Origin of the sequence: Streptomyces sp. NPDC059668, assembly GCF_042734135.1 — a bacterium.
Taxonomy (GTDB): Bacteria; Actinomycetota; Actinomycetes; order Streptomycetales; family Streptomycetaceae; genus Streptomyces.
Genome location: NZ_JBHWEL010000059.1, coordinates 15229 through 29301, shown reverse-complemented (window position 1 = coordinate 29301; position 14073 = coordinate 15229). Strand labels below are relative to the sequence as shown.

20 protein-coding genes are annotated in these 14073 nt (G+C 66.1%); 8 read left to right on the top strand and 12 right to left on the bottom strand.

The window, feature by feature from the left end:
- Positions 1–1201: 1201 nt before the first annotated feature.
- From ACFV2J_RS31700 to ACFV2J_RS31685, 4 genes are all read left to right on the top strand, one after another.
- Entirely contained in the window at positions 1202–1438 is a 237-nt protein-coding gene (locus tag ACFV2J_RS31700) for a hypothetical protein (RefSeq protein WP_385083512.1), read from the top strand.
- A gap of 1234 nt (positions 1439–2672) precedes the next feature.
- Positions 2673–3116 (top strand): SRPBCC family protein, encoded by a 444-nt coding sequence (locus ACFV2J_RS31695; RefSeq protein ID WP_385083511.1) that lies wholly within the window; start codon positions 2673–2675, stop codon positions 3114–3116.
- A 189-nt stretch (positions 3117–3305) separates the two neighbouring features.
- Positions 3306–3479 (top strand): hypothetical protein, encoded by a 174-nt coding sequence (locus ACFV2J_RS31690; protein ID WP_385083510.1) that lies wholly within the window; start codon positions 3306–3308, stop codon positions 3477–3479.
- A gap of 373 nt (positions 3480–3852) precedes the next feature.
- A complete protein-coding gene (locus ACFV2J_RS31685) occupies positions 3853–4008 on the top strand; it encodes a DUF6131 family protein (protein WP_228121098.1) in 156 nt (51 codons plus the stop codon).
- A gap of 216 nt (positions 4009–4224) precedes the next feature.
- Here ACFV2J_RS31685 and ACFV2J_RS31680 read toward each other — a convergent pair whose 3' ends face one another.
- The 12 genes from ACFV2J_RS31680 to ACFV2J_RS31625 form a co-directional block, all read right to left on the bottom strand.
- Positions 4225–4503 carry a gas vesicle protein K gene (locus tag ACFV2J_RS31680; protein ID WP_385083509.1) on the bottom strand — a complete coding sequence of 93 codons (279 nt, stop codon included), beginning with the start codon at positions 4501–4503 and terminating at the stop codon, positions 4225–4227.
- Entirely contained in the window at positions 4500–4727 is a 228-nt protein-coding gene (locus ACFV2J_RS31675; protein ID WP_385083508.1) for a gas vesicle protein, read from the bottom strand. The genes ACFV2J_RS31680 and ACFV2J_RS31675 overlap by 4 nt, the downstream gene beginning before the upstream one ends.
- A 3-nt stretch (positions 4728–4730) precedes the next feature.
- A complete protein-coding gene (locus tag ACFV2J_RS31670; protein WP_385083507.1) occupies positions 4731–5534 on the bottom strand; it encodes a GvpL/GvpF family gas vesicle protein in 804 nt (267 codons plus the stop codon).
- Between the two features lie 54 nt (positions 5535–5588).
- On the bottom strand, positions 5589–5924 hold the full coding sequence (locus ACFV2J_RS31665) for a gas vesicle protein (protein ID WP_385083506.1): 336 nt from the start codon (positions 5922–5924) through the stop codon (positions 5589–5591).
- Positions 5917–6996: an SRPBCC family protein gene (locus tag ACFV2J_RS31660; protein WP_385083505.1), complete on the bottom strand. Its 1080-nt coding sequence runs from the start codon at positions 6994–6996 to the stop codon at positions 5917–5919. The genes ACFV2J_RS31665 and ACFV2J_RS31660 overlap by 8 nt, the downstream gene beginning before the upstream one ends.
- Positions 6997–7002: 6 nt before the next feature.
- The gene (locus ACFV2J_RS31655) at positions 7003–7905 is read right to left on the bottom strand and encodes a histone protein (RefSeq protein WP_385441841.1); all 903 of its coding nucleotides are present in this window, start codon (positions 7903–7905) and stop codon (positions 7003–7005) included.
- Positions 7898–8167, bottom strand: coding sequence for a gas vesicle protein GvpG (locus ACFV2J_RS31650; protein ID WP_385083503.1), 270 nt, complete (start codon positions 8165–8167; stop codon positions 7898–7900). Before ACFV2J_RS31650 ends, ACFV2J_RS31655 begins: the two co-directional genes overlap by 8 nt.
- A 1-nt stretch (position 8168) precedes the next feature.
- Positions 8169–8918 carry a GvpL/GvpF family gas vesicle protein gene (locus tag ACFV2J_RS31645; RefSeq protein WP_385083502.1) on the bottom strand — a complete coding sequence of 250 codons (750 nt, stop codon included), beginning with the start codon at positions 8916–8918 and terminating at the stop codon, positions 8169–8171.
- 3 nt (positions 8919–8921) lie between these two features.
- Complete coding sequence (gvpJ, locus tag ACFV2J_RS31640) at positions 8922–9389, bottom strand: gas vesicle protein GvpJ (RefSeq protein WP_385441837.1); 468 nt, start codon at positions 9387–9389, stop codon at positions 8922–8924.
- Between the two features lie 33 nt (positions 9390–9422).
- The gene (locus ACFV2J_RS31635) at positions 9423–9743 is read right to left on the bottom strand and encodes a gas vesicle protein (protein WP_385083500.1); all 321 of its coding nucleotides are present in this window, start codon (positions 9741–9743) and stop codon (positions 9423–9425) included.
- A gap of 205 nt (positions 9744–9948) precedes the next feature.
- Positions 9949–10533: an Asp23/Gls24 family envelope stress response protein gene (locus tag ACFV2J_RS31630; protein ID WP_385083499.1), complete on the bottom strand. Its 585-nt coding sequence runs from the start codon at positions 10531–10533 to the stop codon at positions 9949–9951.
- Complete coding sequence (locus tag ACFV2J_RS31625) at positions 10524–11066, bottom strand: RNA polymerase sigma factor (RefSeq protein WP_385083514.1); 543 nt, start codon at positions 11064–11066, stop codon at positions 10524–10526. The genes ACFV2J_RS31630 and ACFV2J_RS31625 overlap by 10 nt, the downstream gene beginning before the upstream one ends.
- Before the next feature lie 239 nt (positions 11067–11305).
- On the opposite strand from ACFV2J_RS31625, the gene ACFV2J_RS31620 reads away from it, so the two are divergent.
- From ACFV2J_RS31620 to ACFV2J_RS31605, 4 genes are all read left to right on the top strand, one after another.
- Complete coding sequence (locus ACFV2J_RS31620; RefSeq protein WP_385441833.1) at positions 11306–11791, top strand: Asp23/Gls24 family envelope stress response protein; 486 nt, start codon at positions 11306–11308, stop codon at positions 11789–11791.
- Between the two features lie 65 nt (positions 11792–11856).
- A complete protein-coding gene (locus tag ACFV2J_RS31615; protein WP_381925164.1) occupies positions 11857–12024 on the top strand; it encodes a hypothetical protein in 168 nt (55 codons plus the stop codon).
- Between the two features lie 656 nt (positions 12025–12680).
- On the top strand, positions 12681–13181 hold the full coding sequence (locus tag ACFV2J_RS31610) for a DUF6286 domain-containing protein (RefSeq protein ID WP_385441830.1): 501 nt from the start codon (positions 12681–12683) through the stop codon (positions 13179–13181).
- A 19-nt stretch (positions 13182–13200) separates the two neighbouring features.
- A complete protein-coding gene (locus tag ACFV2J_RS31605) occupies positions 13201–13806 on the top strand; it encodes an alkaline shock response membrane anchor protein AmaP (protein WP_385083496.1) in 606 nt (201 codons plus the stop codon).
- Positions 13807–14073: the final 267 nt, after the last annotated feature.

The following is a 14073-nucleotide window of genomic DNA, read 5'->3' as shown; positions in this document are numbered from 1 at the left end:
AGCCCCGTGCGGCGGTTCGCCAGGACCACACCCTGGCGAACCGCCCCGGCCATGGGGCTGCGAATCACACCAGCCCATGCAGAGACACTAGGCAGGTCGATGCATTGCAGCGGCTGCCGACGGGAAATAGCGGCATGGTCCGCCTACCGCTGCGCAGGGCGACACACACTCCCTTTTGCGTAACCGCGTCGCGCACCCTTCGCGCGGACCACACCAGCTGATTGCGCAGACCTGCAAGCGGTCAGAGCATCGGGTCAACCGTGCACAACCGGCCAGGCCCGGCCCGATCACACCGGCCTCGGCGATCCAGCGCTCCGTCGTCGCCCTCGCCAGGCAGACGAGCCCCCGTAGTCGCGCCCAGCATCCGCGCCGCTGTCGAGGTCGGTGGTGTGGGCTTCACAGGCTGCTGCAAGCAGGCCGCCGTCCCAGTGATTGTCGAGGAAGTCAGGTCAAGCAGTCGCTTCGGCAGCTGCTGCCATCACATGCTTTCAGGCGCACCACCGTAGCTGCAGCGGGCGGCGGATACGGATGGGGCCCTGGACATGGTGGGCGTCGACCGAGACACCGCGGCGCGACTTCCCAACCGACGGTGCAACCGTCTGTCTACTCAGTGCACGCGGCACCCGGCGAGGTCAACTCCCCAGTCCAATGAAGTCCTACGGGCCTCGACCACTGAGAGTAACTGCACAAATGAGGCAAAATATCCAGAATTGGTTATCCGGCGGATTTTGCGGAACCCGAAGGTCATTGGGAGGCAGCCATGCGTCGAGCAACCTTGCAGAAGCGTCAGACAAAGACCACTTCTCGCCGCACCCGCGAAGAGCCTGAGGCCCCTTCGCATCCGGGAGTCCGTAAGGACATCGCACGGACATGGTGGCCAGACGCATAACGCGAGGTTGCGCCGTGCATGAACGGAGTACTTTCGTCGGAGCCCTTCTCCCACCTCGCGTACGGCGCTCCCGAGCCTGTCGGCGGACACCACTTCGTGGCCGGACAGTCATCGCTTCGCAGCCGGGCGGGCGCTCGCTGAAGGTCGGGCAACCCGTCGCATCCGCCTCCAGACAGCGCAGCAACTTCCTCACCGCCACTGCCGTCGTCACGCGCCATAGAGATGCGCACGCACCGTATTCCCCGCGGCGCGGGATGTGCTCCCGCGCGCCGGACGGGGGCCAACAGTCGGGCCAGCTTAGGGTTCGTAGCCGTGAGAGATATCGAACGCCTCATTCCGCTGGAGCGTGCCGCCGAGGAGGAACGAGCCAAGCTCGCCGGCCTTCGCGGTGCGGACTACGAAGAGCAATGGCGGGCCTGGCGGCGGGCGTTTGATGCAGTGGAGACCGCGGTAACCGAGCACGCGACCACGTACGGAAAGAACCGGCATGAAGTGGAAGATGCCGTGAAGAGGGCGATACGACGTACGGACGAAGATCCTTGCGAGTAGCCGGTCCCCGCGGGAGGTCGTCAGCCATGCAAGGCCGGGTTGGGGGCGCTGGACGGAGCGGCTGCCGCGAGTGAGGCCGGCAGAACAGCAATATCTTCCCTTTGAGTGGGCTGGCCGAGGAAGCGGACAGGGCTTGGAGCCGGACGCCGCAGGGTCGGTAGGGACTGGAAAGTTCGGCTAGCCACCCCGCCGGCGCCCTCCGGTGCCGACTGGGCGGACCCGAATTTCGGCCAGCGCCTCGGCGACCGTACCCACGCGGCCTGGGCGTATGGCGTCGAGAACCCGGATGCTCAGTCGAACAGGACGAGCTGTGGGTGCCGGTCCGTCGGCTGCGGGAGGACGGGGCCGAGGTACCGTCGCGGCGAAGACCGCAGACGCCGTCCAGAACCCCAGGCCGTCACAGAGCTACTCGCCCACGCACTGGCGGTAGGAAGCGTTCGCTCGGCGGCGGCTGAGATTCTGGAGATCGGCACCGGCACAGGCGCTCTAGCGCTCAGTACGGCGGGCAGAGGAGCGCGCGTCACGGCTGTGGACGTGTCCTGGCGGGCGGTGACGACCGCCCGCCTCAACGCTCTGCACGGCGCCTGCCCCTTCGGCTGCTGCACGGGGATTTCACCACCTGTACGAACGGCCGACGGTACGACATCGTCCTCGCTAATCCCCCTAGGTCGCAGCGTCGAGCAAACGGCTGCCCTCCCGCTGCCTGGGATGCCAGCCTCGACTGTTGGCTCGTCATCGACAGGATCTGCGCGAGCGCTCCTGCCCTCCTGCACCCCGGCGGCATATCGCTCATGGTGCACTCCGCCATGTGCGACACCGACAGCACGCTCAAGCGACTGGCGCAGGCGGAGCTGGCCGGACAAACGAACGCCGGGGAGTGAATACTCCAAAATTACTTCGTGACCAGCACAGCAGGCATGGTCCGCCGCGAAGGGGTGCTACGGACCATGCCTGAACCCAAAGTGCCATATGACGCGGCCGCTCGCTCGCTTCCGCACACGTCCCAGGGTGGTGCAGGTGGCCTCCTTCCGGACTCTGGGGCCCGGGGTTGATAATGAGCCTGAGGCCATTCAGGGCAGCGTCTTTGCCCGGGACCGATGTCCCGATCCTGGACATCCCTCTGATGGTCACGGACTGCTCCGCCGTACGCGGCAGGGCTGCGGGGGAAATTGTTGGTTCCGTACCCGCACCGATGGCCCCGTCGGAGCGGTCGTACAGAGGAAAGAGCCGCCACGTGTCGCAGGTCGAGAAATCCATCGAAGTCGACGTCTCCCTCCGCGTCGCTTACAACCAGTGGACGCATTTCGAGTCGTTCCCACGCTTCTTGGACGGTGTCGAGAGGGTCACCCAGATCAATGACTTCGTCATCCATTGGAAGACGGAGGTCGAGGGGGTCACGCGGGAATTCGACGCCGAGATCACCGAGCAGATCCCTGACGAGCGAGTCGCCTGGACAGTTGTCGGCGAGCCGACGTGGTCTGCAGTCGTCACCTTCGACCATCTCGATGAGGTGAAGACCAGGGTCACACTTCGACTGGATTACAACCCCCAAGGCTTCGCTGAGAAGCTCGGCGACAAGCTCGGCCTCGTCAAGCGGCGCGTCTCCGGTGACCTCAAGAACTTCAAGGAGTACATCGAATCCCGCGGTCCCGACACTGGTTCTGAGCCGACCCTCTGAGGTACCGGCCCGCCTCCATTCTCGTCTCGCGACTGCCACGAACTCCGAGGCTTCTGTGCCATGTCATGCGAGGGATCGACCAAGCAGGACATCCCCGTCCTGGTCTAGGCTTAGGGGTTCCACAGGCATATGGCGTCGCCTGCTGTCACAACGGCACACCATCAGTGAGACTCTGACGGAGGTACCCGGATGAGTACCGGAGAACGAGCCAAGGCCAAGGCCGAACAGGCCCTCGGAAAGACGGTGCGGAAGGTCGCCCACGCGGCCCACAAGGAAACCCTCGCGGCGAAAGGCGCAGCTCTGGAAGCTCGGGGCATGATGCGCGGTGCGAAGGAAGGCGCAAAACGGTCTGCCAAGGGCTGACCGAGGACGGGCAGGAGCAGGCGCGAGAGTCCGCCTCGGCCTGCGGCTTCGTAGGCGGCCGCCGGAGCGACGCCTCACTCCACCTCTCATTCATGTCGAGGGTCTGCATGATCGTCCGTATTGATCATGCAGATAACGATGGGGGAACTACGCCCGCGGCTTATTTCGTCGTGTTCGCGCGTCCTGGTCCGTTCGCAGCTTCCCTGGTGCGACTGCCGCGCGCGGTGATCGTCCTCGGAAGGGCGTACACGTCAGATGAGCCACTGAACCCGCGTAGGGCGGCGAAGCACGCGGGGCCGGCATGCCCTCGGCGGTTGCAGGCGGAATTCTCGGGGACTCGGCGTTCAGGGGGCCTAGCCTTCCGGAGGAAAAAATGATCATCCTCGGAGTTATCCTGCTCATCGTGGGGCTACTGACAGGCATCGGCATTCTCTGGACCATCGGAATCGTCCTGGTCATCATCGGAGTGGTGCTATGGATTCTGGGTGGTGTCGGGCACGCCGTGGGCGGCCGGCGGCACTATTGGTGAATCCCGGACGGATCGGAGAGGCGCCGGTGCGAGGCGCCCTCCCTGTTCGGCGCTAAGGGCTGTCCCGTAATCCCCGGTGGATCAGCGCGCGGCGTCAGATGCGGTGCATCGCAAGGCGGAGGGTCGTCCTCATACTGGGTGTATTCGGGCGATCCGACAACGCGGCGAGGTGCCGTAGCTGTCGTCGTGCGCCCGCCGGGGATTACGGGACAGCCCTTAGCTTCGCGGCAGAAGCGTCCCTAGCGGCCCGAGGTCCAGGTTGAGATCTTCCGGTCGCAGTCCGTGCTGCTCACACAGTTCCGTCATCCGTTGATCGAGCATCATCAGAGTGGTCCCGATCTCGTCGACCTGTGTCTCGCTGAGGTCGCCCTGTTCAACACGTCGGATCGCCTGTCGCTCCATCAACTGCCTGAGAAGCTCCACCACTGTGAGTACCAGGCAGACAAGGTCCCGTCCCATCTCGTCGGAATCTAGGTCGAGCCGGGACCCGGTCACAGTGGCCCTCCGTCGCTCCAGGGCGCCGGAACGCGTTCGTTGACGGACGACAGCAGGGCGTGCAGCGACAGTCGCACCAGTGGGACGTCGGCGATGGCGATGACCAGATCGCCGCTGATGACGACTCCGGTTGCCAGCACGCGGTCCAACAGGTCGACGAGAGGTACACCGATGGGGCCGCTCAGTGGTCCGGCGTCGTCCCAGGGCACCACGTCGTGCGTCACGGTCTACACCTCGCCGACGAATGAGTAGGGCACCCAGGGTCCTGACAGATCGATGTGCAACCCGGTCCGTCTACTCAGCGACCGTGTCAGCTCAGCGAGCTCTTCGGTGCGGTGCTCAGCGATCAGGTACGTTGCGTTGAGGATTTGGCTACGCCGTTCCCCGGAGAGTTGGGGCTCGTGAGGACGCAGCCTCCGAGACGCCGCGGCGAGGAGCCTGACCTCGGAATCCACGTTCTCTGCCGCTTGCTGCACTTCGTGCCGGCTCCGTTCGCGACGCTCCTGCGCGCTCCGCTTGCGGGCGAGGTAGGCGAGGCCGGCTCCTGGTGCCGGACGAAGTCCCCCGCTCGGGGGAGCTGAGCGGAACGAGTCGTCCACGGGGGACGGTGGCGCGTACACCTTGACGCCCCACTCGGCGTGATGCGCGATACGCTCGAGCGCGGCGCGGAACCGGTCTGACTCTCTGCCGAGCGCATCGCTCGCCCGCTGCTCACCGTGATACACCGTGGCCATCGGCACAGGTACGGTCGGACAGGATGCAGCGGCCGCGGTGACGACATCGTGGTGGGCCCGGGCGTAGCGTTCCAACTCCCGCCGGTCGGACAGGCGCTCCTGCCAGGCTTCGTCGGTGAAGTCGTCGGCTTTGACGGTCTGGACGATCGCCGTGAGTTTCTCCAGTGGCAGTATGCGTACAGGTGCCTCATCGGCGACTCCTGACAGCCCGTGGAAGACCGCCGGCTCCGGATTCCAGCAGACAGCGAACACGTAGGTGGCGTTGGCGTCCGAACGCTCAGACCCGCGCTCCGTCATTTTCGTCTGTTCTCCTTGGTTCTCGCGGGCTGAGGCAGGACCGTCTCTGCGGGTTCACTTCTCCGACGATTTATCCGGGGTCTGGGACTCAAGCTGCTCCACACGCTTTCGCAAGGCACGGTTCTCGTCCTTCAAAGCGCTCTGCGAAGCGTGTGAGCTGAGCGCCGGATCGTTCTCCCACCAGTCGATCCCGGCCTTCTTCGCCGTATCCACAGAGGCCACGAAGAGTCGGATCCTGATGGTGAGCAGCTCGATGTCGAGGAGGTCGACCTTGATGTCCCCGGCAATCACGATCCCTTTGTCGAGCACTCGTTCCAGGATGTCGGCGAGGTTGGTGGTCTGGGGGCCGGGGACGGGATAGGAACTCTGCCGGAATTCGACGTCAGTCACGGCGTCGCCTCTGCCGTGGCTTCCTGGACGCCTTCTCGTCCTCTCCGGTGTCCTCCTCTTCGGCGTCCTCCTCTTGGTCCTCGTCCTCGTACCCGTCCTCGGCTTCCTCGTCCTCTGGGCCCTCTTCCTCCTCGGCCTCGGGTTCGTCCTCGTAAGCGCCTTCGCCTTCGTCTTCGTCCTCGTACTCGGAGTCGGCGCCTTCCTCGTCGTCACCCTCGAGTTCGCCGTCCTCGGTCTCCTCCTGCTCGGCTTCCTCTTCTTCGATGGCGTCCTCGTGCGACACGACGACTTCACCGTCGCGGATTTCGCCCCGCCACCCCTCGGGCTCCTCGTTGGTGAGCGTGACGTATCGCTGGAAGTTCTTGAAGTCCAGCCGCATGCGGCGTCCTTGGGCCCGCCACAAGTTGCCGGTTTTCTCGAAGAACCCCGAGGGGTAGTACTCGACGACCAGGACGATGCGGGTCAGCGTTGGCCCCAGTTCGTGAAAGCTGACCGCTCCGCGAGTGGTGCCCTTGGCTCCCTCGGAAGTCCAGACGATACGGTCGTCGGGGATCTGTTCCTGGACGGTCGCCTTGAAGCTGCGAGAGGAAGGGCCGACCTTGACCTTCCAGTCGCTCCCGACCTCGTCGCTCTTCGAGACGTCGCGAACGCCCTTGGCAAAGCTGCTGAATTGATCGTACTGAGTCCAGTAATCGTAGGCGTCCCGCAGTGGCACTCCCACATCGAGAACTTCGATGATGTTCATGACCTTGCCGCCGCTGGACTTGCGTTTCCCCTTTCCCCCACCGAAGGCGTCCTTCACCTTTCCCACAACGCTGTCCTTGACACCCTTGGCCTTTTCCGAGACGAACGCCTTGAGCGGTGAATCACCTTGCAGGATGCGGGATCCGATGGCGGGAAGCGAGCCGGTCTCGGCTGATTCGGACAGTTTGCCGGTGACATCCGTCAGCTTCTCACCCGCCTTCTCGGCGAGGTGCTCCACCTGCGCGGAGAGGAACTTGGTCAGCTCTCCGCGAAGCAGATCCACACCCGAATTCCCCTCTGCGGGCTGGTCTTTCTCCGTCTTGGCCATGACTGCCTACCTCCGCCGATCGGCACGCTTGGATGCCGCTCGCTTCGACGACGTCGTCTTCCTGGCCGCGGTCTTCTTCGCGGGCGCGGACTTCTTCGCCGCTGCCTTCTTCGCCGGGGCGGACTTCTTGGCCGGCGCGGACTTCTTCGCCGCTACCTTCTTCGCCGGGGCGGACTTCTTCGCGGGCGCGGACTTCTTCGCCGCTGCCTTCTTCGCCGGGGCGGACTTCTTGGCCGGCACGGACTTTCGCGGCGAGGCCTTGGCCGAGCGGCCCTTCTCCGCGCGGCCGGAAGTGGCCTTCTTGGCGGGCGTCGGCGCGGAACCGCCGCGGGACCGGGGCGCACTCCGACGGTGTCGAGGCCGCGGAGCCTCTTCCGGCTCTTCTTCCGGCTCTTCTTCCGGCTCTTCCTCCTCCTCTTCTTCCTCCTCTTCCTCGTCCTCCGCACCCTCTTCTTCGTACTCGGCCTCCGGCTCCTCTTCCTCCTCGTACTCCTCCTCGTCGTCTTCGTACTCGGCTTCGGGCTGCTCCTCCTCGTCCTCCCCGTCCTCGTCGTCCGGCGCGTACTCCTCCTCGTCTTCTTCGTCCTGGCCCGCGAACTCACCGAGGCGTGCCGTGCGGTCGCTGATGGCGTCCGCGAGCGTGCTCATCCCCCGGTCGGCGGCGGCAGCCACCGCCTTGCGCCCTGCTTCGAGGACTTCTCCGCGCAACTGCTCCTGCAGTTCGGCGAACTGGGGGATCTCCCCCAGCCTTCGCATCCCCTCGGCTGCGATCTGGCGAGGTTCAAGGCCGAATCGCCGGCCCGCCAGGTAGGTCGCGATGGACAGCGCCAGCCGCCCCTTCTTCGTTCGCCCCAGCACGTAGCCGCCCACTACGGCGGCTGCAAGCGTCACTTTTTCCTTCTCATTCATGAGCGTGTCCCCTTCGATCGTGCGGTGCGGGAGCGACCCGTGCGGCATAGAGCCGGTCAAGCAGCCGTTCCTCTTCTCGTTCGAACTCCTCCAAGCTGATGTCCCCCTCCTCGAACTCCCGGTTCAGGATTGCCAGCTGCGCACGGAGCACCCCTGGGTCGTGCAGTTCGCGCTCCGCCGCGTCGTTGAGTTTTTCTGCCACCCAGACGACGCCGCGGACCGGAGCGATGGGGAGTGTGAGAATTCCGGTGATCAACCCCATGTCAGACTCCTGCGGTCCGAACGCGGATGGTCTCGACGGAGACGAAGCTGTAACAGGGCAACGGGCCTGCGAGACGCAACTCGACGCGTTCACGGTGCAATTTGGCAAATTTCTCTGCAGCGCTCATGAATTCGTCGCTTTTACCGCGGCCGACGAGGAACGACACGTTGAGAACGCACCCTTGGACGTCCGGTCCCGGGGCTGTACCGCGCGCCTCGGGTGTGAGTTCGCGCAGTACTCGCCGGCCGGCTTCGGCGGCCCTGCTCTGCAGCGCGGTCGAGACGGCTGCACCGAGTCGGACGTTGGCTTCGTAACCTGGCCGTCGGCGTGCCTCGTCCCGCAGCCGGCGGACAGTCTTGTCCTCCGCGACGAGACTCGCCAGCGCGTTCTGTGCCGGGAATGCCTTGACGTTGACTTCGACCGCGTCGGTGAGATGCTCCAGTACCGTCATGTGGTCCGTCTCCCGGGCTGCCAGTTGACCGCGCACCGTCTCTTCGTCCGGCGCCACCATCCCGAATCGCATCGGCAGGACCGGGCCTCGGTCCGACAGGCGCAGCAGAAGCTCCTGATGTGCCAGGAGGTCGCGCCGCCTGGCACGAAGGTTCGCAGGAGCGTCGCTGACAACGGCCGCGATCCCGCCCTGCCGGATCGTGCGCAGATACGCGGCGGGGTTTCCCACACCGCGCGCATCAGTCGGCAACGGCCTTCCGGCCGCGGTGATCGCGTACACGTACACCCCGTCGGCTGTCACGGCTCATGCCCTCACCGGTCGGCGGCTCGAGCCGCCACGAGCAGGTGCACGCCGCTTCCTCGGCCGCTCTTGCTGTTCTTCCTCGTCCTCGTCCTCGTCGTGTTCGTCGGAGTCGTCCCCCAGGCCGACCGCCTTGCGGACGGTATCGCCGACGCTCTCGGCAGCCTTGCGGACCTTGCGCTTGCCGATGGACTTCGCGGCGCTGCCGCTGAGAAGTTCCGGGACGGTGGTGCTGCCGGAGTCCCGTTCCAGGTCAAGCCGGTTGCAGGCCTCGGCGAATCGCAGATAGGTGTCCACACTTGCGATGACGATGCGTGCGTCGATCTTGAGAATCTCGATGCCGACCAGGGAGACCCGGACGAAGACGTCGATCACCATGCCCCGATCGAGAATGAGTTCCAGCACGTCGTACAACGTGCCGGCGCGCGGTGGGCACGCCACAACCTCGTCGGAGTAGGTGGTCGCAGGCATAGGTTGTCCTTCCGGTTGTCGGCAGAATCCGGGTCACTCATCGGCGGATCCACGCCGATAGCGGCGGATCCTGCTGTACTCCAAGAGTTCGCCGTCCTGGTCGATCTGCACCTCGTACGAGGCGAGAAGACTTGTCGTGTCCGGAATCCGTGGCAGCTCGAGGACGTCCACGACGACACACCAGCCTTCTTCGACACGCTTCACCGCTGATACGCCCTCCGTGGGGTGGCCGATCAGCCCCTCCAGGCTCTGGCAGGCTGCCCGCGCGGCTTGACCGGCACCCCTCACCGGTGGCGGGCGGCGAGTGGCTGCCGTCGAGGCTTTCCCGGCGCGCGGCCGACGTTCTTCTGCCATGTTTACAAGTCTGGTCAATCTCGGGCATCGCGCACGTCGAGGAGACCAGACGGACGCATGGAACGGTCCGCGATGTCGTCGCTCGCGACCCATGACAGGACATCGAAAGTGGGGGCGGCACCGGCGACGTGCTGGGCGAGCGGCCGCCGCCAAGCGGATCAGCGAATCCGTTCGCGAGTGCGCTCGGCCCGTCGGGGGTGTTCGGCTATGCGCCCGGGCGGTACGCGTCGATCACCGTGATATCGACGGCTGTCACCGCGATACCCAGGGCGTATCCCGAGGCATCCACTACAGAGCGGCGCACCAGTCTTGCCGTCTCAGGCAACGGCCGATCCAGACCAGCGGTCAGAGTCATACTCACGTGCATGCCGGTGGCCTGATCGGCACGGGCCAGACGGCAACTGGCGGCGGTGACGCCGGGTACGGCGTCCGCCGCATGCCTCAGGGCGACGGACGCGGCGTGCTCGGTGATCCGCAGCGTGCCCGTACGGTCGTCCAAGGGCAACCACGGCCCCAGCCACGCCTCGTCACGGACGACGCTCGAGACGCGGTCGATGAGACGCTGCGTGCTCGGCGGCTTCCGGCCCCGCAGAAGCCACGTCGCGATGTCCATGGCCGGGTCGGCTACGGAGTCGTAGTCGTCGGGGCAGGCGGCAGCATGGCCGCCGGCGGTGGAACCAGCGTCCCCAGGCTCGTCATGCTGGCGTTTCCCGCCGCGGGGCAAATCTTCGGACATCCCGGAGAGGCGGGCGATGGGCTGAGGAGGAACGTGGTGGTCGTCTAGCGCCACGAGGCCATCATCTCCTTCAGTGACCGGCGAGCCCGGTACAGCCTTCCCCGCACCGTCTGCTCGCTGGTACCCGTTACGTGGGCGATCTGCTCGTAGGACAGTCCCTGCAGTTCCCGCAGGACCCAACAGACCCGTTGACGGGGTTCGAGGTTGCCCAGGGCCTCGGCCAGAGCGGCGGCGAGGGCATCCTCCTCAGCCACCTGCCCGGGCGAGCTGCCCGCGCCGGCAGCGGGTTCGGCCACTGTGTTCAACGGTACCGGTCCGGGACGGCGTCGCAGGGAATTCAGACAGCGGTTGACGGTGATGCGGTACATCCAGGTGCTGAATGCACAGGCGTGACGGAACTCGGGCAGACGCCTCCATGCGCTGATGAAAGCGTCTTGCACCGCATCCTCGGCGTCCGGGAGATTCCCGAGCGTGTGGAGGGCCAGTGCGAGCAGGGAATGGCTGTGGCGCCGCATCAGGATGGTGAAGGCCTGCTCGTCGCCCTCGCCGGCGCGGGTCGCCAGCAGCTCATCCGAAGCGGACAGCAGTTCGTCGGACGTATCGGAGGTAGGAAGCCCGGCAGAGGGGGCGCCACGGGCGGCCTGGCGCCAGGGAGAGCTGGTGCTGTGTGGCACGCCTGCACCTCCTCTCTGCTCTGGTACGAGTGCCCACCTCGCGCGTCGAAAAGCCGCTTCATGCATATATGTGACGAATGGCGGTCCGGGTGTGTCGAACCTTGTGACGGGCACCGCGTCGGCGCCCGCATCGACTGAGCGAGGTGACTGCCATGACGGACAGCCCCGACCGTCCCTCTTCAGGGCAGGACGGCACTGCGGAATCCGCGACCATGCTGAAGGGTCCAACCGGTGCCGGCACCTCACCTGAAACCCGGGGCCAGACCACTATTGCCGACGGCGTCGTAGCCAAGATCGCGGGCATGTCCGCCCGCGAAGTACCCGGTATCCACAGCCTTGGGGCGGGCATGACTCGCGCCATCGGAGCTGTCCGTGAGCGCGTCCCCGGCACAGGGTCAGGTGGTGTCAGCCGCGGGGTCAAGGTCGAGGTCGGTGAGCGTCAGGCGGCGCTGGACATCGACGTTGTCGTCGAGTACGGCTTCCCCATCGTCGAGGTGGCCTCAGAAGTACGCGTCAATGTCATCTCCGCGGTGGAACGCATGACAGGCCTCGAGGTGGTCGAGGTGAACTTGGTGGTCGACGACGTGAACCTGCCCGACGAAGACGATGCCGAGCCGAGCGAAGGCCGTGTCCAATGACCTCCGGTCGCGGGTCGGACCCGCCGACAGCAGCTGAACACCCTCGAAGGACTGGTGAGCAAACGATGAACACAGCGACAGTGGGGCTGGCAGCCGGAATGGCGCTGGGATTCGCAGGCTACTTCGGCGGCTTCTGGGCCTTCCTCCTCGTCGCGGTCTTGGGCGCGGCGGGTCTGGTCCTGGGCCTCGTCCTGCAGGGCGACGTCGACATATTCAGCCGGCGGCAACGGTGAGCGCCGCCCCCCGTACCGACGAACCTCCTGCGGCCGAAGGCGCCGGACATAGGGATGACGCACACCGATCCACACCACCGGCTCAAGAACGGGGCGCGACGGTGATACCTGATCGCGTCGTAGCCCGCATCGCCTCACGAGCGGCCCGCACAGCCCTCCACCGGATCACCGGCCCGAAGTACGCAGCTGCAGACCTGGCCGCACCCAGAGCCCACGCGACCACACACGAGGGAACGGCACGACTGGCGCTGACGGTGGACCTCCCGTATCCCACGGATATCACCGGCACATGCAGGCAGCTGCAACACGAGATCAGCGAACAGGTGGCCCACCTGACTGGTCTAGACATCAGCGAAGTGATGCTGACAGTGCGGCGCCTTGTCGTCCCGGGGCTGCCGGTTCGCGTCCGCTGAGCCCCAACCGCCCGGGCGCCATAGTCGGCGCCTGCACCGGAACAGCCGCGGCAAACCATCACCGACCGATGACGGAGGTCGGACACCATGACAGTCTCACACCGGACCGCCTCGACAGAGAAGCCGACCGGAGCAGGCCGAGGCCGCCCCGACAGCGACGCCCTCCTGGCAGAACCCTCGCCCCGCGAGGGCCAGGGGGCGAGATCACCCCGGTTGTGGTCCGCCCGCCGCATCCCGGCGGCTGTGGTCGCTCTCGTTGTGTTTCTCGTTCTCGGCGCACTGCTCTACGACGTGATCGCGGTGCGCGCCGGACAACGGGCAGGTGCGTGGCGAACCCGTCTCGTCGAAGAGGCGACCACCCGGCCGGTGGACGACCCCTGGCTGCTCGCCACCGGCGCCGTCGCTGTCGTCCTCGGCTTGTGGCTGCTCGTCCTCGCCGTCACGCCCGGGCTGCGCCGGCTTCTGCCCCTGCGGGCACCCACGGATTCCTTTGAGCTGGGGGCATGGCTGGATCGCAAGAGCGCCGCCCTTGTTCTGCGGGATGCGGCTATGCGGGTCCCCGGCATCCGCCGTGCAAGGGTTCGAGTCGGACGCCATCGAGTCATCGCCCGCGCTGAGGTCGGATTCCGCGACAGGGTCACCGTTCGCGACGACCTATCTCAGGCCCTGCAGAAGGAGTGCCGACAGCTCGCGCTGGCCCACACCCCACGGGTCACGATCCGACTGCGCCATCACACTCGCTGACTTGCACCGGGAGCGCACCATGAACGGTCGATCCACCGTCAACCGTCTCCTTCTGGGCCTGTGCGGCGTGCTACTGCTGGGAGGCGGTCTACTGATCCTTACTGCCGGATTCAACCTCTACCACCGGCTTCAGATAAGCCCGCCCGCTGGATGGCCCGCGGTCACCACCCACGACGTCCTCCTCAGCAACGCTGACCGCGTCCGCTGGAGCGACCAGGGTTGGTGGTGGTGGGCCGCCGTCATCGCCGTCCTGGCCCTGGCAGCAATCCTGGCTCTCACCTGGCTTCTCGCCCAGCTGCGACACCGCCCCGGCGCAGTGCACCTGGGTGGCACGCCTCCACCCGAGAGCGTCGAACTACGAGGGCGAGCCCTCGGTGACGCCGTGGCCTCCGAGGCGCGCGCACTGTCCGACGTCGAGCGGGCCGACGCTCACCTCACCGGCAAGGTTTCGGGCCCCCAACTCCACGTCGCCCTCACGTTGACGGATGACGGACTTCCCGCCCCTGCGCTCCAGGCGTTGAGTCACGGGCCGGTGGCCCACGCACGCGAGTCCACCGGGTTGACCCGTCTCCCCACGCACGCGATCCTGCACGTGGGCAAGCACAAGGCACGTCGTGCCGAGTAGAGCGACGGGGTGGGACGCAGTGGCCGTCACCTCGCTTCTCCAGGGGCAGTCTCCGGCGCCGCTGACGACCCCACGCCGCACCGGGCGGCCGACCGTCACAGTCCTGTGTCTCGGCTGAAGAGGCAGATCGTCGAGCCATTGCTGCCTGAGCCGACGCCCCGTGACATCCGCCTCCATGATCATCAGAGCGAGGTCAGCTCGATGCCACCCAGCCCGGGATCCATCACTGGGTGCTCGATCGCACCTTCTGCTGAATGCACGCAAGTG